General features: G+C 50.9%; 19 protein-coding genes. 11 read left to right on the forward strand and 8 right to left on the reverse strand.

The window, feature by feature from the left end; genetic code table 11:
- Positions 1–237: 237 nt before the first annotated feature.
- Complete coding sequence (gene uvrA, locus IAD09_08585) at positions 238–3,039, forward strand: excinuclease ABC subunit UvrA (GenBank protein ID HIT82275.1); 2,802 nt, start codon at positions 238–240, stop codon at positions 3,037–3,039.
- A 75-nt stretch (positions 3,040–3,114) separates the two neighbouring features.
- Here the strand turns inward: uvrA and IAD09_08590 are convergent, their stop codons facing one another.
- Both IAD09_08590 and IAD09_08595 read right to left on the reverse strand, forming a co-directional pair.
- Positions 3,115–4,764, reverse strand: coding sequence for an AMP-binding protein (locus IAD09_08590; GenBank protein ID HIT82276.1), 1,650 nt, complete (start codon positions 4,762–4,764; stop codon positions 3,115–3,117).
- 23 nt (positions 4,765–4,787) lie between these two features.
- Entirely contained in the window at positions 4,788–5,138 is a 351-nt protein-coding gene (locus tag IAD09_08595; protein ID HIT82277.1) for a hypothetical protein, read from the reverse strand.
- A 299-nt stretch (positions 5,139–5,437) separates the two neighbouring features.
- Here IAD09_08595 and IAD09_08600 point away from each other — a divergent pair, with 299 nt between their 5' ends.
- From IAD09_08600 to IAD09_08630, 7 genes are all read left to right on the forward strand, one after another.
- Positions 5,438–6,496, forward strand: a complete 1,059-nt coding sequence (locus IAD09_08600; GenBank protein ID HIT82278.1) for a mannose-1-phosphate guanylyltransferase — start codon at positions 5,438–5,440, stop codon at positions 6,494–6,496.
- Between the two features lie 21 nt (positions 6,497–6,517).
- Entirely contained in the window at positions 6,518–7,654 is a 1,137-nt protein-coding gene (locus IAD09_08605; protein ID HIT82279.1) for an adenylyltransferase/cytidyltransferase family protein, read from the forward strand.
- Positions 7,655–7,985: 331 nt separating this feature from the next.
- On the forward strand, positions 7,986–8,291 hold the full coding sequence (locus IAD09_08610) for a hypothetical protein (GenBank protein HIT82280.1): 306 nt from the start codon (positions 7,986–7,988) through the stop codon (positions 8,289–8,291).
- Positions 8,292–8,324: 33 nt separating this feature from the next.
- The gene (locus tag IAD09_08615) at positions 8,325–9,776 is read left to right on the forward strand and encodes a chitobiase/beta-hexosaminidase C-terminal domain-containing protein (protein HIT82281.1); all 1,452 of its coding nucleotides are present in this window, start codon (positions 8,325–8,327) and stop codon (positions 9,774–9,776) included.
- Positions 9,725–10,717, forward strand: coding sequence for a hypothetical protein (locus IAD09_08620; GenBank protein ID HIT82282.1), 993 nt, complete (start codon positions 9,725–9,727; stop codon positions 10,715–10,717). Before IAD09_08615 ends, IAD09_08620 begins: the two co-directional genes overlap by 52 nt.
- Before the next feature lie 21 nt (positions 10,718–10,738).
- Positions 10,739–11,257, forward strand: coding sequence for a hypothetical protein (locus IAD09_08625; GenBank protein ID HIT82283.1), 519 nt, complete (start codon positions 10,739–10,741; stop codon positions 11,255–11,257).
- Between the two features lie 711 nt (positions 11,258–11,968).
- Entirely contained in the window at positions 11,969–12,886 is a 918-nt protein-coding gene (locus IAD09_08630; protein ID HIT82284.1) for a hypothetical protein, read from the forward strand.
- A 133-nt stretch (positions 12,887–13,019) separates the two neighbouring features.
- Here IAD09_08630 and IAD09_08635 read toward each other — a convergent pair whose 3' ends face one another.
- From IAD09_08635 to IAD09_08660, 6 genes are all read right to left on the reverse strand, one after another.
- The gene (locus IAD09_08635; GenBank protein HIT82285.1) at positions 13,020–14,474 is read right to left on the reverse strand and encodes an AraC family transcriptional regulator; all 1,455 of its coding nucleotides are present in this window, start codon (positions 14,472–14,474) and stop codon (positions 13,020–13,022) included.
- Positions 14,392–15,387, reverse strand: a complete 996-nt coding sequence (locus tag IAD09_08640) for a hypothetical protein (GenBank protein HIT82286.1) — start codon at positions 15,385–15,387, stop codon at positions 14,392–14,394. Before IAD09_08640 ends, IAD09_08635 begins: the two co-directional genes overlap by 83 nt.
- Positions 15,388–15,679: 292 nt before the next feature.
- On the reverse strand, positions 15,680–16,876 hold the full coding sequence (locus IAD09_08645) for an FprA family A-type flavoprotein (GenBank protein ID HIT82287.1): 1,197 nt from the start codon (positions 16,874–16,876) through the stop codon (positions 15,680–15,682).
- A gap of 22 nt (positions 16,877–16,898) precedes the next feature.
- Positions 16,899–17,786, reverse strand: coding sequence for a carbon-nitrogen hydrolase (locus tag IAD09_08650; GenBank protein ID HIT82288.1), 888 nt, complete (start codon positions 17,784–17,786; stop codon positions 16,899–16,901).
- Positions 17,787–17,797: 11 nt separating this feature from the next.
- On the reverse strand, positions 17,798–18,838 hold the full coding sequence (locus IAD09_08655; protein ID HIT82289.1) for an agmatine deiminase family protein: 1,041 nt from the start codon (positions 18,836–18,838) through the stop codon (positions 17,798–17,800).
- The gene (locus IAD09_08660) at positions 18,835–19,371 is read right to left on the reverse strand and encodes a ferredoxin (GenBank protein HIT82290.1); all 537 of its coding nucleotides are present in this window, start codon (positions 19,369–19,371) and stop codon (positions 18,835–18,837) included. The genes IAD09_08655 and IAD09_08660 overlap by 4 nt, the downstream gene beginning before the upstream one ends.
- 181 nt (positions 19,372–19,552) lie before the next feature.
- Between IAD09_08660 and IAD09_08665 the strand changes: the two genes are divergently transcribed.
- From IAD09_08665 to IAD09_08675, 3 genes are all read left to right on the forward strand, one after another.
- Positions 19,553–21,799, forward strand: coding sequence for an inorganic phosphate transporter (locus IAD09_08665; protein ID HIT82291.1), 2,247 nt, complete (start codon positions 19,553–19,555; stop codon positions 21,797–21,799).
- 23 nt (positions 21,800–21,822) lie between these two features.
- Positions 21,823–22,830, forward strand: a complete 1,008-nt coding sequence (locus IAD09_08670) for a porin (protein ID HIT82292.1) — start codon at positions 21,823–21,825, stop codon at positions 22,828–22,830.
- 194 nt (positions 22,831–23,024) lie between these two features.
- Complete coding sequence (locus IAD09_08675; protein ID HIT82293.1) at positions 23,025–23,282, forward strand: hypothetical protein; 258 nt, start codon at positions 23,025–23,027, stop codon at positions 23,280–23,282.
- Positions 23,283–23,508: the final 226 nt, after the last annotated feature.

Here is a 23,508-nt window from a genome sequence, read left to right on the forward strand (position 1 = left end):
ACTTCGTTTTCTCCTTGCCTCTGCTCTCGCCTTTCACTATCTTTTCAGAAGACAGGAGTCGGCTCGGCATAGTCAATGATGAAAACTTCGTTTTCTCCTTGCCTCTGCTCTCGCCTTTCACTATCTTTTCAGAAGACAGGAGTCGGCTTGGCATAGTCAATGATGAAAACTTCGTTTTCTCCTTGCCTCTGCTCTCGCCTTTCACTATCTTTGCAAACTGAATAATTGCGAGCAGAAATGTCGGAACAAACCATATCGATTAAAGGCGCCCGGGTCAATAATCTGAAAAATATTGACTTGGAGATACCCCGTAATAAACTGATTGTCATTACCGGCCTTTCGGGCTCGGGCAAGTCTTCGTTGGCATTCGATACCCTCTACGCCGAGGGACAACGCCGCTATGTCGAGAGCCTTTCGGCCTATGCCCGTCAGTTCCTCGGTCGCATGAGCAAGCCCGAGTGCGATTATATCCGCGGCATACCGCCCGCCATTGCCATCGAGCAGAAGGTAAATACCCGGAATCCCCGTTCCACGGTGGGTACTTCGTCCGAAATCTACGATTACCTGCGAATGCTCTTCGCCCGCATCGGGAAGACCTATTCTCCCGTCTCGGGAAAAGAGGTGAAGAAACACCGGGTCGAAGATGTCGTGGAGTGTGCCCAGTCTTATCCCGATGGTACGCGCATGGCTCTTTTCACCCCCGTCAAGTTCCCTGCCGACCGTGATGCCCGCACGGTACTCGATGTCTATCTCAAAGGCGGTTACAACCGCATGGAACATCACGGAGAGATTGTCCGCATTGAAGACTTGTTGCAAGGCGACGAGTCGTCGTGGCACGACGATGAACTGTTTTTGCTCATCGACCGCACGGTCGTTTCTCACACCAACGATGCCGTGAGCCGTCTTTCCGACTCTGTCGAGACCGCCTTTTATGAGGGCCATGGGGAGTGCCTGTTGCGCTTCTATACCTCGTCGGGGGTCGAGTCGCACACCTTCTCCAATCGTTTTGAGGCCGACGGTATGACGTTTGAGGAGCCGAACGATTTGATGTTCAACTTCAACAGTCCCGTGGGAGCCTGTCCCAAGTGTGAAGGATTCGGAAAAGTTATCGGTATCGACGAAGATTTGGTCATACCCAATAAGTCGCTTTCGGTTTATGACGATGCCGTCGTGTGCTGGAAGGGGGAGAAGATGAGCGAATGGAAAAAGGCCCTGATAAGTGTGGCCGAGGCGTCGCGTTTCCCGATACATCGTCCCTATTATCAACTGACCGAAGCCCAGAAGTCGCTTCTTTGGAACGGGAATGCCCTGTTCCATGGAATCAACGATTTCTTCCGCATGGTCGAAGAGAACCAGTATAAGATACAGTATCGGGTCATGTTGGCCCGCTATCGCGGGAAAACGACCTGTCCCGAGTGTCATGGAGGCCGGTTGAAGCCCGAGGCTCAGTATGTAAAAGTCGGCGGCAAGTCCATCTCACAGTTGGTCGAGATGTCCATCGGCGAGTTGAGACGCTTCTTTGGCGAACTTCAACTCGACCCATACGATGCCGCGGTGGCCAAGCGTTTGCTCACCGAGATAAACAACCGTCTCGAATTCCTTTCTGATGTCGGGCTCGACTATCTGACGCTCAATCGTCTCTCATCGACGCTCTCCGGCGGTGAGAGTCAGCGCATCAACCTGGCTACCTCTTTGGGCAGCAGCTTGGTCGGTTCGCTTTATATACTCGACGAGCCGAGCATCGGATTGCATTCGCGCGACACGGCATTGCTCGTGCGGGTGTTGCGGCGTTTGCAACAGTTGGGCAACACGGTGATTATCGTCGAACACGATGAAGACATCATTCGGGCGGCCGACTACATCATCGACATCGGCCCGCAGGCCGGACGCCTGGGCGGGGAGGTTGTCTATCAAGGAACTTTTGACGGCCTCGAAAAGGCCGAGCATAGCTATACGGCCAAGTACCTTACCGGCCAGGAGACAATTCCCGTACCGGCACACCGGCGTTTGTGGCATAACTATATCGAGATCGAAGGAGCCGTGCATAATAACCTGAAAAATATCAATGTGCGTTTCCCGCTCTATGCCATGACGGTTGTGACCGGTGTGAGCGGCTCGGGCAAATCTTCGTTGGTGCGTGATGTCTTTTACCGTTCCTTGGCCCGTTGTTACGACGAAGAAGGCGAGATGCCGGGCACTTATGGACGTTTGTCGGGCGATGTGTCGCTGATGAAGCACATCGAGTTTGTCGACCAAAATCCCATCGGGCACTCTTCCCGTTCCAATCCGGCGACCTATCTGAAAGCCTTCGACGAGATACGCAAGCTCTTTGCCGAGCAGCAGGCCGCCAAGCAGATGGGCTTCTCGCCCGCCTATTTTTCGTTCAATGTCGAGGGTGGCCGTTGTGAAGAATGTAAAGGCGATGGTACCATCACGGTCGAAATGCAATTCATGGCCGACCTTGTTCTCCCTTGTGAGTCTTGTCACGGAAAACGTTTCAAGCCCGATATTCTCGAAGTGGAATACCGCGGGAAAAATATCGCCGATGTGCTCGACATGACGGTCAACCAGGCTGTGGAGTTTTTCTCCGAGGCCGGAGGTTCGACCGAGAAAAAAATCGTCCGCCGGCTCAAACCCTTGCAGGACGTGGGCTTGGGGTACATCAAGATGGGGCAGACCTCATCGACCCTCTCCGGCGGTGAAAACCAACGGGTGAAACTGGCCTATTTCCTGAGCAACGAGAAACAGGAGCCTACCATCTTTGTCTTTGACGAGCCGACGACCGGGTTGCATATACATGACATCAAAACCCTGATGGCCGCATTCGATGCTCTTATTGCCAACGGACATACGGTGGTCATTGTCGAGCATAATATGGAGGTTATCAAGTGTGCCGACCACATCATCGACATGGGACCCGAAGGGGGCGATGCCGGCGGTCATTTGGTCTGTTGCGGTACGCCTGAGGAGGTAGCGGCTTGTGCCGGGTCATATACCGGGCGCTTCCTTCGCGAGAAATTGGGCTTGCCTCCGTTGTAGAGAAGGGATTCCTTGAAAATAAAATGGAGGACGTCCGTGCGGGCGTCCTCCATTTTTGTTGTCTGTCAATACGCATCAGGCATTCTGGTAGAGATAGCGTTTGATACTGCGTTTGGGCGTTTTTTCAAATTCTTCATAGAAGAGTTTGATTTTGGTGATTTGGCTGTATCCCGGCAGGCTTTTGTTTACTGCGATGCGGTTCTCTTCCATCAATTCTTCGATACTCGAAGCCAATCCCTGTTTTTCAGCGTTCTCGAAATCGGGGTAGATGAGGGCGACGAGTTTCCCGTTCTGCTCGATGACAATCGACTCGTTTACATAGGGTAAGTTGTTGATGCGGGCCTCTATTTCCTCGGGGTAGATGTTTTGTCCCGAGGGACCCAAAATCATGCTCTTGCTGCGACCTTTGAGGTAGATGTAGTTGTCCTTGTCGAGAACGGCCAAGTCGCCGGTGTTGAGCCAGCCGTCTTTCAAAACGGCATCGGTGGCTTCTTGGTTTTTATAATAGCCCAGCATCACGCTGTCGCCTTTGACGTGGAGTTCCCCGACGATGTTCAAGGGGTCGGCCGAGTCGATGCGGGCTTCGGTGCGGTCGATGACCTTTCCGCAGGAGCCCAGACGGGCTTTCTGCCACGGGGAATAGGAGATGAGGGGGGCACATTCGGTCATGCCGTAACCGATTGTAAAGGGGAATCCGATTTTGTGCAGGAACAATTCGATTTCGTGGTTGAGAGCAGCTCCACCGATGATGATTTCTTGCATATTCCCGCCGAATGCCTCTTCGAGTTTGGCGCGAATCTGTTGTTGCAGTTGGGTGTTGAGAAACGGGATTTTCATCATGAGTTGCATGAGCGGTTTCTCTAACAGGGGGAATACCTTGCCGCGGACGATTTTCTCGATAATGAGCGGTACCGAGATGACGACGCGTGGCTTCACTTCGGCAAAAGCGTCCATGATGATTTTCGGCGATGGTATGCGGGTAAGGAAATGTATGTGGCAGCCTTTGGCAAAGCAGTTGCACAGCTCGACCATGAGTCCGTACATGTGGGCCATGGGCAACATCGACACCACTTGGTCGCCGGGATTGATGTAGGTCATGTTGTCATAACAGAATTTCAGGTTGGTCCACAAGCTGCGGTAGGGGAGCATCACGCCTTTTGAGAATCCGGTCGACCCCGATGTGTAGTTGATGAGAGCCAGTTCATCGGGCGAATCTTTGTGGTAGGAGACGTCTTCACGACGGAAACGCTCGGGGTATTTGTCGCCGAAATATTGGTTGAGGTGTTCTCTGGCATCGATGAGTTTCTTGCTTTGGCTGTGCAGTACCGAGAAATCGTTGATGAGAATGATGCCGGTAAGACCGGGCATTTTGCTCTTGTCGATGTTTTCATACACGACGTCGCCCACGAAAAGGAGTTTCGACTCGGAGTGGTTTACGATGTGGTGTATGTTGTCGGGCTTGAATTCGTGCAGTATGGGTACGACCACCGCTCCGTAGGTGAGGGTGGCGAAGAAGGCGACGGCCCAGTGGGAGGAGTTGCGGCCGCAGATGGCAATCTTGTCGCCTTTCTTTACACCGGCAGCTTCCATCAAGATGTGCATTTTTTCTATCTTGCGGGCAATGTCTTTATAATTGTAAGACACACCCTTGAAGTCGCTAAGTGCCGTCAGTTCCCAGTTTTCACGAATGGAGTTCTCGATATATGCGTTGAAACTTTTGTCCATTTTGTTCGATTGTCAGAGTGTTTTTAGATAAGTTGCAGTTGCTTGATGTAGTTTATGTATTCCTCATTTTGCATATCGAAGGCTCGGTCGATATAATGAGCATAATCCTCGAAATAATCACTGGCAATATCGGCGACAATATCCTCACCGGGCAGTTGGTGTGCGGTGAGCACCTGCTCGATTTTGTGCCGGAACCAGGCGACGGTCTCGCATTTCCGTTCCCACATTTCCGACTTTTCCTGTTCCCACTCGTGTCCGTTGCGCACGATGAGGTAACAAGTAGCATAAAAAGCGTCGATGGTGGGAAATATGCCGTTGAATGAGGAGAGTATGGCAGCCTCTTTTTCTTTGAGGGCGACTTCGGTCGGGGTCATTTGATGATTGATATCGAAAAAAACTGCACAAATATAGGGCATTTTGTGCAATAAATCATACGATGCCGATTTTTTTCTCTTCGGCCTTGCCCGAATATATGACACGCAAGTGTGTTTATGTCTTTAAAATAAGTACATTACGGCGCGTTTTCGTTTGAATCCTATTCGTAATATAGAACAACAATCGCACTATTTTGTTGAATACGGCCTTTCAAGAAGTCTCTTTTTCCTGACTTTGTTTGTTTGAAAGAAAAGAAAGTCCTATCTTAGCCCACATTATATAAAAACAGTCATAGACAATGGCAGTAGAGGCACATCTCGTCATTATGGCCGGAGGCATCGGCAGCCGTTTTTGGCCGATGAGTACCCCCGAGGTTCCCAAGCAGTTTATCGATATTACCGGTTGTGGCCGTACCCTGATACAACTTACGGCCGACCGTTTCGCATCGCTCGTATCTCCCGAGAACATGTGGGTGGTGACGTCGAAGCGGTATGAAAATTTGGTTCGGGAACAACTTCCCGGAGTGCCGCCGTCGAATATCTTGCTCGAACCCTGCATGCGTAACACAGCCCCCTGCATCGCTTATGCCGGTTGGAAGATAAAGACGAAAAATCCCGACGCCGCCATTGTCGTTACGCCGTCGGACCATGTGGTGACCAACGTGTCCGAATTCCAGCGGGTGATAGCCCGATCACTCGATTTCGTCACCCGTCGCCCTGCCATACTCACGTTGGGCATGAAACCCAGTCGGCCTGAAACCGGGTACGGGTATATTGCTGCGCGCAATGGCGACATGCCGGCAGGAGAGGAGATACTTCCCGTCGATTCGTTCCGGGAAAAGCCCTCCCTTGAAGTTGCGCGCCAATATGTCGCCGCCGGAAATTATTTCTGGAACTCGGGTCTTTTCTTGTGGAGCGCTGCGACGCTCGAAAGGGCATACCGTTCTTATTGTCCCGGAGTGGCCGATATATTCGACCGCCTTTCTCCGCAATTCTACACATCGGGCGAACAGGCGGCTGTCGATGAAAATTTCCCGCTTTGCGAAAATATATCGGTCGATTACGCCATTATGGAAAAAGCGGCCGACATGTATGTCTTCCCGGCCGATTTCGGTTGGTCCGACTTGGGTACCTGGGGCTCCCTTCACACGCTGTTGCCGCATGATGATTCCGACAATGCCTGTGTCGGCGATGGCGCGAGGTTGGTCGATTCCCGTAATTGCATTGTGCATGTCCCGTCGGGAAAACGGGTTGTCGTGCAGGGACTCGACGGTTATATCGTGGCCGAGAAAGATGGAACCTTGCTCATCTGCCGGTTGCAAGATGAGCAACACATAAAAGAGTATTCTAAATTATGAATCGAAAAAATATATTTAAGAATGGAAAAGAAAAAAGTCTTTGTTTCGGGGTGCTATGACATGCTCCATAGCGGTCATGTAGCTTTCTTTACTGAGGCGGCGTCGCACGGAGACCTCTACGTCGGCATCGGTTCGGATAAGACGATATTCGAGTTGAAAGCCCGTAAAACCATCAATACCGAAGCCGAACGCCTTTATATGGTAAAGGCGCTGCGCGTGGTCAAAGATGCGTGGATAAACAGCGGTAGCGGTCTGCTCGATTTCGAGAAAGAGTTGCGGGAGTTGAAGCCCGATATCTTCTTTGTCAATTCCGATGGCGCTACGCCGTTGAAAGAACAGCTATGTAAGGAATTGGGAATCGAATACATGGTGAGTACCCGGCTTCCCCATAGCGGATTGCCCACGCGCTCCACGACCATGCTGCGTCGTGAGTGCCGCATACCTTACCGCATCGACCTTGCCGGCGGTTGGCTCGACCAGCCCTTTGTGAGCAGTTGCTATCCAGGTCCGGTATTGACCATATCGATTGAACCCGAATATGAATTCAACGACCGAAGCGGCATGTCTACATCTTCCCGTAAAAAAGCCATAGAGTTGTGGCAGACCGATATTCCCGAAGGCGATAAGGAAAAACTGGCCAAGACACTCTTCTGCTTTGAGAATCCCCCCGGAACAAAATATGTAAGCGGGTCGCAAGACTCGTTGGGCATTGTCATGCCGGGGCTGAACAAGTTCGAATACAATGGCGGTTATTGGCCCGAGAAAATCGATGGCAATACCGACCCCGAACTCTTGAAATGGATAGAAGAGCGTCTTTGGCTCTATCCGCTCTATCCCCGGCGGGCTTCCTACGACGTCCTGGCCGATACACAGGTCAATCCCGAAAACGCCAAAGCACTGAGCGATGCCGCCCATGCTTGTTGGGACGCCATTCATGCCCGTGATGCCAAAGCCTTTGGCGAACAGGTGCGAAAAGCCTTTGAAGCCCAGATTGCCATGTTTCCCCACATGATGTATGACGATATTCAAGTCGAGATAGATCGTCACAAAGACTCTGTCCTGGGTTGGAAATTGAGTGGAGCGGGAGGCGGCGGCTATCTGATATTTGTCAGTGAAAAGCCTGTCGAAAAAGCCATTCAGATACATATTCGCCGATAGAGATTTATTCCTTTATAATAAAAAACGAGGAGACACCGGGAAACGGGTCTCCTCGTTTTTTCATGTGGCCGATTGCTCCCTTGTGAGAACAATTGGCCCCAATGTGTATGATTTTAGGGGATTTTCCCGTCCGGACAAAAAATCCACGAGATTTTACCATAGAATCCACATCATTTCAGGTGTGAAAATCTACTTTTATCGCAGATTCTTCCACGGGAAATATTGGCGAGAGAAGCATGATACAGATTGCGCATCGGTAAATTTGAAGGTGGAAAGAAGGGAATTTACACAGATACCTTGACGCGAAAAAAGAACCTTAAATCATATAGTGATGAAAAATATTCTGAAAAACTTTTTGGCTGTCCTGCTCATTGCGACGACAGCAACAACAGCTCGGGCTGTTGACGATTCGTTCGGCTTCGAACGCACAAAAGATGCGTCGAGCGGACTGTTTTCAGACTTCGCGTTGGAGTCGAGTTATGAAAAGATTTCCTTAAATTGGATAGAGAGTTTTGAGAGTGGCCGCATACAACCGCTGACCGGAGTGTTTAAGTACACAATCGACGGGGTGGAATATTCGACTTCCAACGGACAGACGGCCTATAAATACTATGGCGTCTTGGAAGAAGCCGAGTGAGGTTATCTCGATACCGACTATTTCGGCTTTACGATGACCATTCCCGCCGGCGTAACGCTGGAACCGACCCGCTTCTATTCGTCGATAGTGCTTGGCGGAGGCCGTATCGTTTACAAGGTCGTGTTGCAAGACGCCAATGGCGAAGAGTTGTATAAGATAGGAGAGACCCCGCAAGACAAAGAGGCCATCAAGAATCTCGATGTGGATTTGTCGGAAAGCGGACTCCTCCTTACCGAAGGAACTTATCGCCTTTTGCTGTATAGCTACCAGTGGTATGGCTCGGTCAAGACCCATTTGCCTGTCTCCTTCATGTTGCAAGGCAAGGTTGCCGACGAAGACCCTATTGAATATACGCAACTTACCGATTTGACGGTAGGTGGAGTCTCTTGTTTCGACCGTCTTGTCGACAACAGTTGCACGGTGGAGTTGCCCTATGGTACCACCTCGTTCCCCGAAATTGCTGCGACGGCCGATGACAAGGGCCGCGTGGAAATCGTGCAACCTACCGGCGACACGATGAAGGCCGAAGTGCAATTGATAGATAATGGTACCGACAAGTTGGTGGCGACTTATACCATAAATTTTGTGCCTGGTGAGCCGGCACAAGGAACCGTGCTCCGTGTCGAAGGCGGTGATGCTGCCACCGGTTCGGTGCAAGACGGGGTTTATACCGACGGGACGGTAGCCATATCGCCCGCACCGACCATACAGTCGATGAATGGCATTTGGGGCTTGAAGATGGGGTTCAATGCCGATTATAAAATCTCGGTACCGGCCGATTTTACTATCGATGAGATACGATTTGTCGGAGCTCCTGTCTATGGTAACTGCAAAATACCTTATGTCATCACTTCGCACGAAACGACCCGGACGACGGCCGCCGATTCGCTCTATCTCTCCGAAGAGAATCAGACCGTTGCTTTCAAGCTGCTTGATTACAAGGCCGGAGATACCGTGGCTCTTACAATCGACTTGTGGGGTGAGGTAATCAATTACATCGAACTGACGTCTGTGGCCGATAAGAAAGTCGTCGCTACTCCTTCGATATATGTGGAGGAAGGCCATGTCTCCGATACGATAACCCTGACGTCCGATACCGAAAATGCCATCATATATTATACGCTCGACGGTACCGAACCTACCCCCTCGTCGAACCGCTACACGGGTCGCTTCATGATTTCCGGCAACTGCACGATAAAAGCGATTGCCACGGCACGGGTGTTCAACTTCGAAGATTCCGAAGTGGCCGAGAAGGTTGTCGACCATTTCAAGACCCAAGGCGGATTTTCCTTTACGTTTGCTCCCGGCGATGGAACGACGGTCGACTTGACGGGTGACCCCAAATATAAGTATGTCAGAGTTTCCGACCTCAATCCTGCCTTCCAAATCAAGGGCGAGAATACCGTATATTCCGATTCCCGCTTTAAAATAAAATGGCTGCGGGCAGTGAGTTTGCCATTTGTGTCCCCGCGAATGCGATTGTGACCAAGTTGACATTCGTAAATGCGTGCGACAACTATTACAATGCCGAGACCGGGGCAAATACCGATTCGGAATGGGATTATATCAAGTCCGAAGGTGCCACGGTTATCGTCTCCGATGACATGAAGATTACTTCCGCGAAAAACATTACGGCTTCGATACAAAACCATACGGCCGGAACCCCCATTTTGTTCCGAATCAAGAAATGTGCCCAGTTCGCATGTGGAAGTATTATCGTTGAATATGCGCAGATGAACGATGATGCCGTCGAGTATGTCGGTGCTTCTGTCGAAGAGGACGCGGTTCTCGACGCATCGGGCAGTTTCACCCTCTCGTTCGACCGTGAGGTAACCTTGAACGAAGGGGCCCGAATGCAAATCGACGGCGAATCGATACGAACCGTTTCCAACGGTACGGCCGTTACCGGATATTATTGGGAACTTCCTTATGGGTCGACCCACACCCTGACCCTGCCGGCCGCTGCCGTGTCGGATATTTTCGGCAATACCTATGATGAGGATATTACCATACGGTTCAGCATCGGTGAGAAGCCGGTTGTAGAGATGAGCCGTTTCGATTACATCGTGGCCAATGTCGATGAGTTGAATGCCGCTCTCAGTGAAATCGCTCAAAGCAATACCTCGGCCGAATCGCCTCGCAAACGCATCTTGCTCCTGAACGGCGATTATTACATGGGGCAGGTACAAACGGCAGTCAAAGGGTATAACATCTCGATGATTGGACAGAGCAAATCGGGCGTACGCATCTACAATGACGGTCTCGATGGCATAAAAACATCATCGACCATCAACAATGAGAGTGAGCAACTCTATATGCAGGATCTCACGATAGAAAATGCCGAATCTCTCCGTAAAGGCAATTTCCGCGGCGTGTATGTCGCTTACAGCGGAGGTAACAAGTCCATATTGAAAAACGTCGAATAGATAGGCGGACAAGATACCTATGTGACCGGTACCCGGGCTTGTCACGAAGATTGTACCATACACGGGACCGTAGATTTTATCTGCGGCGGAGGTGATAACTATTTCTATCACACCGATTTGCTCATCGAGGGCGATGCCGTCATCGCGGCACCCGGTCACGAGGTCTCTACCGAGTGGGGCTATGTATTCCGGGATTGCACCGTAAAACCCGGTACCTATGCCGAGACGACACCCGATAAAAGTTATTCGCTCGGACGTCCCTGGCAGAATGAGCCGCGTTGCTATTTCCTCAACACCGTCATGGAGATTCTTCCCACCGACATAGGTTGGGCGTCCATGGCCGAGATACCGACCCATTTTTATGAGTATAAGACCTTACGCTTTCCCGCCGCAGTACGGGAACCGGTGAAATTGTGGCGAGCCGTACTGCTCCCACTTATATCGACACTTTGGCTTTCCGCAACTGTGACATATTGGAGTTCGGCCGTTGGCCTTACCGGTCGATCTGCCCCGGAGGAAACATCAATTACTTCGAGGTAACGAACTGTTCTATCCACAATGCCGACGGTGAACAGGAGATGTTCCGCTTCTCCCAAAGCATCGTCGAGGCTGTCATCGTCAATAACACCTTTTATAATTTGCCCAATATAAAAGCCATCTTTGCCTTGACGCGTGTCCCCGATGAGACCAGCAAAATGAATCTGATATTTACTTTTGAAAACAACGATGTCTTTGTGGCCAATGCGCAGACGATACCTTTGTTGCAATTCGGACAATGTGCCGGTATGTTGTCGGAGTATTACATCAATAATAACATTATCCTGTACCCCAGTTGGGAAAACGAGTGGAACAAAGCTCTGCCCGAAGGCACACAGCCCCGCATATTCAGCGGCTCGTATGGTTCGGTTTATGCTTCTAACAACGTGATGGAGAATTTCCAGCCCTGGACGTCGGGCATGCAACTCGATGCAGAAGGCGAGGGCGCTTGGCTCAATTATGACGAAGCGACCGGTGAAGTGCTGGGTATCTCCGACAATATGACGATGGCCGAGGCTCATCTCGAATGGAGCGACTTCGCGTCGTGTGAAAGCGGTGACTTTTCGATATGGAACGGTCATTATCTCTACACGGCCGGTGTGGAGGGCGCTTGTGTAGGCCCCCGAAAGCTGGTACACCGATGCCCAGAAAGTGAAAGCCTCGTTCTCTTGCAGTGTCGAGGGGTCCCAGTCGGCCAAAGTGATTGTTGACCCGGTGAAAGATCAGTATTTTGTCGGTGATGAAATAAAACTTACCGCCGATTGCAACGGCCTGAATACGTTTGAAGGTTGGAGCGACGGCAATACCGAAGCGCAACGCACCATTACCTTGGAAGGCGATTTGTCGATAACGGCCCGTTTCACCGAAACCGATTATTTGGCTGCATGGAATCTCGACCAACTTACCCAGAACAATGCCGTCCTTACATCTCCGTTGGCAGCCAATTATGTCACCGGCGAAGGCGAATATGTATTGAATTATGCCAGCAACGACGGTACCGACATGGACTATGTGAATACCCGCACCAATAAATTCTCTTCCCGCGTTTTGGACCTTCGCAACTGTTTCGCTATCAGAGAAAGTTCGGGAATGCTCGATACCACTTCGACACCCGGATATATCTATGTGAAGTTCCCGACCGTAGGTCTCTCCTCGGTGAAATTCCATGCTGTGGTAGGTACCGACGGATATTGCTCCGATAAAATCAATTTGGAATATTCTCTCGATGGCGTTCTGTGGACCACCCTTACCTCAGCTACGATAGAAGAGGCGGCCGATTCTCAGAATCCCGATATGATGGGACAGGCTCTTTGGTTCCCGCTCGATGCCCAACTGCCTTCGGCTCTGGAAGGCAAAGAGGTAGTTTGGTTGCGTGTGATTGCCGATGTTTCGGCCGGCCGGACGATGACCCCGGCCCAGGCTTCTGGCGATGCCGACATCAATACTTATTTCTTGTATGTGGCCGATATGCTCCTCTCGGGTGAGACCGAAGGCTCCGCGATAGAATGTGTTGAAAATGATGAAGTGTTGACGAATGATGAACCCATATATGATATAATGGGACGCAGGGTCTTCCAAGTCGAACCTAATCGCATCTATATACAGAAAGGGAAAAAATTCATACAAAAGTAAAGTGGTGTATGAATGATTTCATGACTCTTTGATGAGGAGTTTTTATGGGAAAGGCGGGTAAACATGATTTACCCACCTTTTATATATGCAAGAAAATGGGATTCTCGTATCTAAGCGGAAGGTCGCTTCCCGGTTATTTTTCCTTATGCATATCATTGAGGTATTCACGCGGAGATTTCCCGGTGTGCTTCTTGAAGCAGCGGCTGAAATAACGCGGGTCGTTGAATCCCGAGCAATAAGCGATTTCGGAGATGCTCATCTCCTTGTCTTTCTGCATGTATTGAAGGGCCCGCGTGATGCGTGTGGCAATGATGAAGTCTATCGGCGTGCAGTTGAAAAGCTGTTTCATTTTTTTTACGAGGAGTTTCCGATTCATGCCCAAATGCAATGCCAAGTCATCGACTTTGAGTTCGCTGTCGTTGATGTGTGTGTCCAAGTAAGCCAGCAGTTTGCGACTGAACGTGTCGTTCTTGTCGGTTATGGCGGGTTCGGGCAACTGGTGGTTGATTGCCGCCGGAGCGGTATCGGGAGCGCTTACTTCTTGTTGCAGCGCACGGAGTTTTTCCATGGCTTTTTGCGTCTGTTTCTTGATGTATCGGTCGATAAGCCAACCGATACCGACCAGTAACAGAAGGAAAAGAATGGCCATGCACCAGCGTATGCCTGTTTTTTCGTACCAATATGGCAGAATCTTGATATGCAGATGGTGTTCGTTGTCGACCCATTGTCCGTCTCCGTTTGTCGAGCGTATGGCGAACGTGTATGTTCCGGCCGGTAAATCGACATATGGATTGGTATGGCTTTGGGAGGTGTAAATCCAGTTGCGGTCATTCCCTACGATGCGATAGGCATACCATATCGGCGATGTGCGGTTATAATCGAGAACCGAGAAATGTATGGTAAATTCTCTTTGTTCGGCATTCAACGTAATGAGGGTATCCATATCGACCGTGATGGAATGCCGGCTCTTGACCGGCTGAATATGGGAAATGTAAATGGGGGCTGAATGGCTCTTTTTGAATACTTTGTGTGGGTCGAATTGTATCCAGCCCTCGCGGCACCCTTTCATGAGACAAGTGTCGTTCAACTTGAAGAAGGGGTTGAACGAGAAGTGCCTCATCTCTTTTTCGTACAGAGGTGGGTAGTGGCACAGATTTTTTGTCTCGGGGTCGTAACTGAATATCGAGCGGTCGGTAACACCCCACACTAGGCCGTCGGTGTCGTTATAGAGGGCGGCGACAGTCGGAGTAATCAGTTTCGTGTCGACCGTTTTGAAACGTAGGGCCTCGGAGAAAAAGTCGGTTCCTTCAATCTCGCACAACTGGCCTCCGCATGAGAGGACAACGGTCCCGTTATCGCTTTGGGTCATGCCGAAGATGTTGTTTTGAGGAAGCGATGCCTCGTCGTTGTCGTCCTGTGTGTAATGGCGGAAGCGGAGGCTGCTGAAATCTTCGAAGTCGGTGTTGCATATATACAATCCGTTGGCCGATGAGATGATCATGCCGCTATCCCGCAGTTCCAGAAAGTTCTGCACATAGTCGGGCAAGTCGCCTTGTACCCGGCTCAACCCGGTCGATGTATATTTCATAAACATTCTCCAATTCGGGGCAATGGGGGTCGGTGGCATCGGGCTTCAACAACTGAATGTCGAAGTTGTTCCCTTGGTCTTTCGGTCGCAGGAGCACCACGCCGCAATCCCTGCCGGCCATCAGGATTTGGCCGAAACGGTCATGCTTGATGGAGCGGATAGGATAGGGGAACTGCACGTCCTCTCTTACGATGTTGCCGTCGGCCGAGAGGTAGCCCAGCAGGTTCATGCCGGTATCGTGGATTCTCAGTCGGCCGTCGGTCGATACGGACCAGATGCGGTTGTAGTTGTCCCGGAAGAATGAAACCACTTCGGCTTTTTGGTCGACGTTCTCAAAAAAAGAAAGACGTTGCGTGATGAGCCACAATCCTTTGCTGGTTCCCACCCACAGGTTGCTGTCGCGGTCGTAGTGGTGCATGTAGATGCGGTCTACCTCGGGGCAATCGAGAGAGGCGATGATTTCCTTCCACGGGTCGTTGTGAACAGGAACCGGGCGTTTGTAATCCCTCACGTCTTTTATCCATTTTAATTCTTCGGGGAGCTCCTCGAATCTCTCGTTTTCCCTGTCGAACAGGAATAGGATATTGCGTTGCTGGCACACGATGTCGTGCGTGGTATATTCTTGTATCCGGTCGACGCGGTTGAATTTTGAGATATGTGGCGATACGGTTTCGGTCGGATAATAAGCCTTGATGTTGTTCCCGTCGTACCGGAACAGTCCCTCGTTTGTCCCCAGCCATATCAGTCCCACACTGTCCTGCATGACACCCTTGATGACATAATTGGGCGTTTCGATGATTTGCAGATGCCAGAATTTTTCTTGGCCGTGGCTTGTGGGTGATGCCATAATGAGAAACAGCATCGTGCAGGATAGTTTCAGGAGTGTCTTGTGAATGACGGTGGGCATATCCATGACTTGTGTGTTTATAGGTGTCTGAAAGGCATCTCACGGTGAGACGCGGTAGGTGTCGATGCCGGAACAGGCCGGTGTGCCGGGAGCCGACCATGCTTTTGTGCGATGAGGGTCGGCAGGACTGTCAATGAGGCTTTTATGTGATGAATGAGCCATCTGCCACATCTCTCCAAATATACGGATAAATTTTTTGAACACGCTCTGCCTTGTGGCATATATTTTAGGCCGGCGTGGGAGCAATTTATCAATAATGAAAGAGGGGGTTCCGAGAACCTCCTCTTTCGTGATGGATTTATTCGTTTTCTTGCAGCCGTTGTGCGATGGCTTTTGCCAACTCCCGGCATTGTTGCATCGAGGCTTCGCAACCGCCTTGTTTCATCTCGACGGGGCAGCCGGGCATTTCCCAGTGCATTTGTTCGGCAAATGCCGTCAGCTCCTTTACCGAACGGCAAGCCCAACTGTATGAGCCGAAGCAACCGAAGATGCGCGATTTGATTTCGCGGTTGCGCAGAGCCGATACCAGCAACTCTACATCGGGGAAGAGCAGCGTGTTGTAGGTGGGGCTGCCTATAATCAAGGCTTTGTATTTGAAGATGTCTCGCAAGATATATGATTTGTCCGACACCGACACGTCGTGCATCACGATGTTCTTGATGCCGTTGGCGGCCAGTTCGCGGGCAATCTCCTCGGCCATCTGGGCCGTGTGCCCGTACATGCTGCCATAGGCGATGACAACACCGGTCTCGGCCTCATAGCGGCTGAGACGGTCATAGATGCCGATGACTTTTGCCACATTTTCTTTCCACACCGGACCGTGTGTGGAACATATCGTCTCGATGGCGACGCCGGCCAGTTTCGACAGGGCTTTTTGTACGGGAGCACCGTATTTGCCCACGATGTTGGCATAGTAACGCACCATTTCGTCCCAGTAGATTTCACAATCGAGCTGGTTGTCGACGATACCTCCTTCGAGGGCGCCGAAACAGCCGAAGGCATCGCCCGAGAAAAGGACTTTTTCTTGCGGGCAATACGATACCATGGTCTCGGGCCAGTGCAGCATGGGAACAAGGTAGAACACCAGCTCTTTTGTGCCCAGCGAGAGCGATTCGCCCTCTTTGACGGTTATGGTGTCCCGGTCGATGCCATAAAACCCTTTGACCATGTCCAAGGTCTTGGCATTCCCCACAATCTGCATGTCGGGGTATGCCCGCTTCACGGCGGCGATGGAGGCCGAATGGTCGGGCTCCATGTGGTTGATGACCAGATAATCGATGGCGCGGCCGTCGAGTATGTGGCGAATGTTTTCGAGGTAGGCTTCGGTGCAGCTGGCCTCTATGGTGTCGATGAGAGCTACCTTTTCGTCTACAATCAGATAGGAGTTGTAGGAGACTCCATAAGGGAGGGGCCACAGTGCCTCGAATTTGTGGGTTTTGCGATCGTTGGCTCCCACATAGTAGATGTTCGGTGCAATTTCAGCAAAATGGTTCATATGATTGAGGTTTATTTTGAGATTAGTCGATAAATCGGCGGGAGATGTTTTCATAAGCATCGATACGGCGGTCGCGCAAGAAGGGCCACCAGCGTCGCACGGTCTCGGAGCGGGCGAGGTCTATTTCGACCGTTTGCACGCAATCTTCGTCGCAGGGAGCCTGCCATAATATCTCTCCTTGCGGGCCTGCCACGAAACTGCTGCCCCAGAATTGTATGCCGCGGGTTTGTCCGCTTGGGTCGGGTTCATGACCTACGCGATTGACCGAGACGACCGGCAATCCGTTGGCAACGGCGTGACCGCGTTGTGAGATGATCCAGGCGTTGCGTTGCCGCTCTTTCTCTTCGGGGGTGTCGCTGCTCTCCCAGCCGATGGCGGTGGGATAGATGAGCAGGTCGGCGCCGCGCAGGGCCATGAGTCGGGCGGCTTCGGGATACCACTGGTCCCAGCATACCAGCACGCCGAGACGGCCTATCGAGGTCTGAATCGGTTCAAATCCGAGGTCGCCGGGGGTGAAATAGAATTTCTCATAATAGGCAGGGTCGTCGGGTATGTGCATTTTGCGGTATTTCCCCGCTATCGAGCCGTCCTTGTCGAAGACGACGGCCGTGTTGTGATACAGCCCCGGGGCGCGACGCTCGAAGAGCGACGTGACCAGCACGACGCCCGATTCTCGGGCAATGTTGCCGTAAAACTCGGTCGATGGGCCGGGAACAGGTTCGGCCCAATCGAAACAGTCGGTATTCTCGGTCTGACAGAAATAGAGGCTGTTGTGCAGCTCTTGGAGCACGACGAGCCGGGCGCCTTGTCGGGCACACTCTTCGATGCGGCTTTTCAGACGGTGCATGTTTACTTCCCGATCGGGAGTATTCGATTGTTGTATGAGACCTGCTATGATTTTCTTTTCCATAATCTGCGATGTCATATTTTTAAAACACCTTGCGGATATTGCATGGTGACACAGTGTAACGACCCGTGTTGCTTGATGAGAGCCCGGCAGTCGATGCCGATGATTTCATATCCGGCAAAAGCCTCTTGCAAGATGCGTGCCGCGGCAGCGTCATTGTCGGGCTGAGCATAGGTGGGGTAGAGCACGGCATCGTTGAGGATGAGGAAGTTGGCATAGGTGGCCGGCAACCGTTCCCCTTCGTTGAAGATGGGGGCGGCCATGGGCAATGGCAGGAGCCGGAACGGCTTGCCGTCCCGCGTCAGGAAAGAGCGGAGTTGCTCTTCCATTTTGGCGAGTTCAGAGTAGTGCATGTCGGCTTTATCGTTGCATTGCACATACACGATGGTGTCGTCGGGGCACAGACGGGTCAAGGTGTCGATGTGGCTGTCGGTATCGTCGCCGGCCAGGAAACCGTGGTCGAGCCACAAAATCTGTGCGACCGAGAAGGTCTCGTGCAGGTATTGTTCGATTTGGGAGCGGTTCCACTCTCCGTTCCGGTTGGGGGAGAGCAGGCATTCCGAAGTGGTGAGCAAGGTCCCTTTCCCGTCCGACTCGATGGAGCCGCCTTCGAGAACGAAGTTCAGACGGTTCACGTATTCACCGTTGAGCCGTCCGTTTTGATACATGGCTCTCGTTATCAGGTTGTCGAGATTGGCCGCGAATTTCAGTCCCCAACCGTTGAATGCGAAGTCGAGAATCCGTGCTTTCCCGCTATTCCCTTCAACAAGGGTGATGCCTCCGTGGTCACGGGCCCAAGTATCGTTGGTGGGGCAGGTGAGGTATCCGATGTTTTCAGCGGTCGTTTTCCCTTCGAGATGACGGCGCACCTTGTCGGTGTCGGGCGCGACAATCAGCAACGGTTCCCGCTTGGAAATCTCCCGGGCGATGGTGGTAAAGCACGCCTCGACCTCGTCGAGCATGTCGCACCAGTCGGTTCCGGCGTGAGGCCAAGTGAGTTGTATGCCCGATTGCGGGTACCATTCGGCCGGCAATCTATAATCGGAGGTTTTCACTTGTTCTCTTTGGGTTTACGGTCGAAGAAGGGGTTCTTTGAGGAGGCACTGATGGGTATGGCGATACATTGTCGGCAATCTTTCAGCAGTCCCAACTGTTCAACGGCCCAACCAGCCGAGAACATGACCCGGCTGTCGACTCTCAGGTCGGCGGCCTTGGCACAGGCCGAGCCCACAGCGATGCCTACATCTATCGAGTTGATGGCGCAGGGTGTAGCCCACGGTTTTTCGGCGCATGTGGCAAATCCGCAATAAGCGCAGTTGAGCCCTTGCGGAGCCTGACGGGTGCCGATGACAATCATGGCATCGGCTTGTTGTATGTTTTCACTGTCCCTGATGAGGAATTTCATGCCGGTCTCTTCGGCCAGTTGCAACATCTTTGCCGACACGGCGTCGATGTCTTCGTCGGTCAGCGTGACGATTTCGATAATGTCCACACCTTTCCCTTTGGGGGCTGTCCGGGCTGCCAGCATTATCTGTTTGGCTGCTTGGAGCATGTACTCTTTGCGTGCGTCTCTCTCGTTGATAATCATAATATATGTAATTTACGCGATGCAAATATAATAATTCTTGGTGATACTTTGCCGGTGAGGATAAAATATGGGTGCTGATTCTTCTCACTGTCTTTTGTTGCTATTTTTGTAACAGAAATGTAACATGTTTGTTATTTTTCCCTCATATAATGCGTTTATCTTTGCGGCAAAATTTAGTAGTATGGATTCAATATTTTTAGGATTTGTCGTCTTCTTGTTCCTCTTGGCCGTTTTTGATTTGTGGGTCGGGGTGAGCAATGACGCCGTAAACTTCCTCAACTCGGCAATCGGAGCGAAAGCGGCCAAGTTCAGGACCATAATCATCATCGCCGCCATCGGTGTCTTCTGTGGAGCATCGATGAGTAACGGTATGATGGATGTCGCCCGGCATGGAATATTCCGTCCCGAGCAATTCTATTTTAATGAACTGATGTATATCTTCTTGGCGGTGATGGTGACCGACATTGTTTTGATTGATATATTCAATTCGTTGGGAATGCCCACATCGACCACCGTTTCGATGGTGTTTGAATTGTTGGGTGCATCGTTTGCGGTAGCCATGGTGAAACTGGCTTCCGATACGACGGGGCTTACCTTTGCCGATTTGCTCAATACCGAGAAGGCTTTGTCGGTGATATTGGCAATCTTCTTTTCTGTTGCCATTGCGTTTTTCTTCGGAGCCTTGGTGCAGTATTTGACGCGTATCATATTTACGTTCAACTACAAGGCCAAGATGCGCTGGAAAGCCGGATTGTTCGGCGGAGTGGCAGTGACGGCCATCGTCTATTTCATGCTTATCAAAGGAGTGAAGGACCTCTCTTTCATGACACCTGAAAATAAATTGTGGGTGCATGAAAACACGGCACTCATCATGGTGGGTTGCCTGGTGTTCTTTACCGTCCTGATGCAAATATTGCATTGGTGCAAGGTGAATGTATTCAAGGTTGTCGTCCTTATCGGGACTTTTTCCCTGGCGATGGCATTTGCCGGTAACGACTTGGTCAATTTCATCGGAGTGCCGTTGGCCGGATTTTCTTCCTACCAGGATTATATGGCAAACGGAGCCGGTGATCCTACGGGATTCTTGATGGGGTCATTGAACGGACCGGCCAAGACGCCTCTTGTTTTCTTGGTGGCATCCGGAGCCATTATGGTCTTTTCGTTGGCAACGTCAAAAAAGGCACATAATGTGGTGAAGACTTCGGTCGACCTTTCTCGTCAGGAAACCGGCGATGAGGTGTTCGGTTCCTCCCGTGTGGCTCGCAGCTTGGTGCGCTGGTTTACCACGGTGAGTGCATGGGTGGTCGATGTCACCCCCGAACGGGTGCGTTGCTGGGTCAACAGCCGTTTCAATCAAGATGAGATGCAAATCGAGAACGGGGCGGCTTTCGACATGGTAAGAGCTGCGGTCAACCTGGTATTGGCCGGCCTTCTCATCGCATTGGGTACGTCGCTCAAATTGCCTCTTTCGACCACTTATGTGACATTCATGGTGGCGATGGGCTCTTCTTTGGCCGACCGGGCTTGGGGTCGAGAAAGTGCCGTCTACCGCATTACCGGGGTGCTATCGGTCATCGGGGGTTGGTTCATAACCGCCGGGGCGGCCTTCCTGATAACGTTTGTCATCGCCCTCATCATGTATTTCGGCGGTGTGTGGGCCTCTATTGCCATCGTGGCACTTGGAGTGGGCATACTCATTCGCAGCAACATCGTTTATCGCAAGAAATCGAAAACTGAGAAAAAAGATACGATTTTCAGCGAAATGTTGGCCACCAAGGACAAAACGGAGGCCTGGAAACTGCTCCATCAGCACATTGTCGAGAACCGTTGCATATTTATTTCCGATACGATGCAGATATACTATTCCATTACCGACGGTTTCATGTATGAAGAGTTGCGCTCCTTGCGCAAGGCCGACTCCTCGTTGCGTCAGGAAAAAAGTATCTTGAAGAATCTCCGGCGCAAAGAGACGTTGGGAATGCATCGGGTATCGAAAGAGATTGCCATCGAAAAGAATACTTGGTTCCACTTGGGTTGCAACAGTTGCGAACAGATTATGTATTGCATGCGCCGTATTTGCGAACCCTGTCTTGAACATGTCGACAACAATTTTACCCCCCTGCCTCAAAAATTCGTCGACGAATTCATTCCGATGAGGAACGGTGTCATGCTGCTGTTCGAGCAGGCTCTCGCGATTTTGCGGAACGGCCGTTACGAAGAAACCATCGCGTTGCGCGCCGATTGCGAGAAAATGAAAGACCTTTTCTCCCGGAAACGAAAGAACCTCGTGGAGGAAATACAAAATGAGGAGCGGAGCGAATACATCAGTGTCCTTTATGTCTACCTCAACTTGTTGCAAGAATCCCAGGAAAGCGTCTCCTTGTTGAGACACATGCTTCGAGCCGACCGTAAACTGAATCAAGCATAGCTCGCCCGAAATAGACAACTATGATGAAAAATCTTCTCTTGTGTGCAAGCCTCTTATGGGGGCTTGCAGGGGAGATGTACGCTCAGAAAAAGAGTGAATACATTCCCGAAATTCACGGTACGATACGCGGAAAGTACGAATATCAGTTCGAAGATAACAAGGGGCGCTTCCAAGTGCGCAATGCCCGTTTCAGCCTCTCGGGCAAAGTGGCGCCGATTGTCTCTTACAAGGCCGAAATCGACCTCTCTGACGAGGGCGCGATAAAGATGCTCGATGCATACGCCCGCATTACTCCTTTGCCGACATTCGACATCACCATCGGTCAGATGCGCGTCCCCTTTACCATAGACGCTCATCGTTCGCCGCACCAACAGTATTTTGCCAATCGCTCGTTTATTGCCAAACAGGTGGGAAATGTGCGCGATGTGGGGGCGACGTTGGCTTATACCTGGAAAATCGGTATCCCCGTCCGTCTCGAAGCGGGCATTTTCAACGGTTCTGGATTGACCAACCAGAAGGATTTCTGGACCAACCGCATCAATTACTCGGCCAAGGCTCATTTGCAGTTGCCCAAGGGGTTCAACTTGGTTGGGAGCGTGCAGAAAATATCGCCCGAAAACATTTCGATTCAGATGTACGACATCGGTGCCTACTATCATGCCGGCCGTTGGCATGTCGAGGCCGAGTTTTTGCGGAAGCACTATGCAGGAGGCGCTTTCAAACCCGTCAATGCTTTCGATGGTTTTGTTTGTTACGACCAACCCTTGCCCAAGGTCTTTGAGAAAATCTCATTCCTCGGTCGTTTCGATTGTATGAGCGACCACAGCAATGGCGAAGCGGGAGAGGGGGGGACCCTTGTCGTCGATGATGCTGCCCGCAAGCGCCTCACCGTGGGTACGACATTGAGCTTGGTCAAACCGTTCGTTGCCGACCTCAGAGTCAATTACGAAAACTATTTTTACGATAACAACGCGTTGGCCGCGGTCTCGGAGCGTGACAAAATCGTGGTCGAATTGATGGTGCGCTTCTAATGGCTTCGTATGTCAACACCGGGCTCCTTCCCGTTGTCGATATGTCCTATGGCGTTTTGTTTGAAAATCTTCGGCAGAATTATGTGGAAATCGATAGATTTTGCGTATATTTGAAACCGAAACCTTGAATTACTGAACAAAATGGGGCAAAAGGTGTTTCATTAACTGATTTCTATGAATCTTAATTTTTGCTTATGGACTATTTTGACATGGAAGAACTGCTGGTGGATATTGTAAAAAAATATCCCGATATAGAATCGGCCGAGGCCCATTTCCAATCCCTGCTCGATACCGATGACGAGTTGAAAGATACCTACACCGAGTGGTGTGTGGCCAAGGGTTACCATGAAAAACGAGGATTTTCGATATTTTATCAAGAGTATATTTCCCGGGAAGATACCATTTGGGACAGTATTTTCCCTAACCGGGAAGAATATGATGGATATAAGTGATTTATCAACCACATTTCTAACACCGAAATATTAAATAATGTTAATATATGGAATTTTATGCCCGAAAAATATGTTTTACAACATAAAATGCCCTATATTTGCATCGTGTTTTTCATGGTATTAGATTTAAGGTTAACAGAGATTGATTGTCGTGAGACAATCAATTTTTTTTGTCCCTATCCTTGGGTAGAGAATGGCGTGGAGGGGAGGGCTGAAAATATATAGG

The organism is Candidatus Caccoplasma merdavium (assembly GCA_018715595.1).
In the GTDB taxonomy this organism is placed as follows: Bacteria; Bacteroidota; Bacteroidia; order Bacteroidales; family UBA11471; genus Caccoplasma; species Caccoplasma merdavium.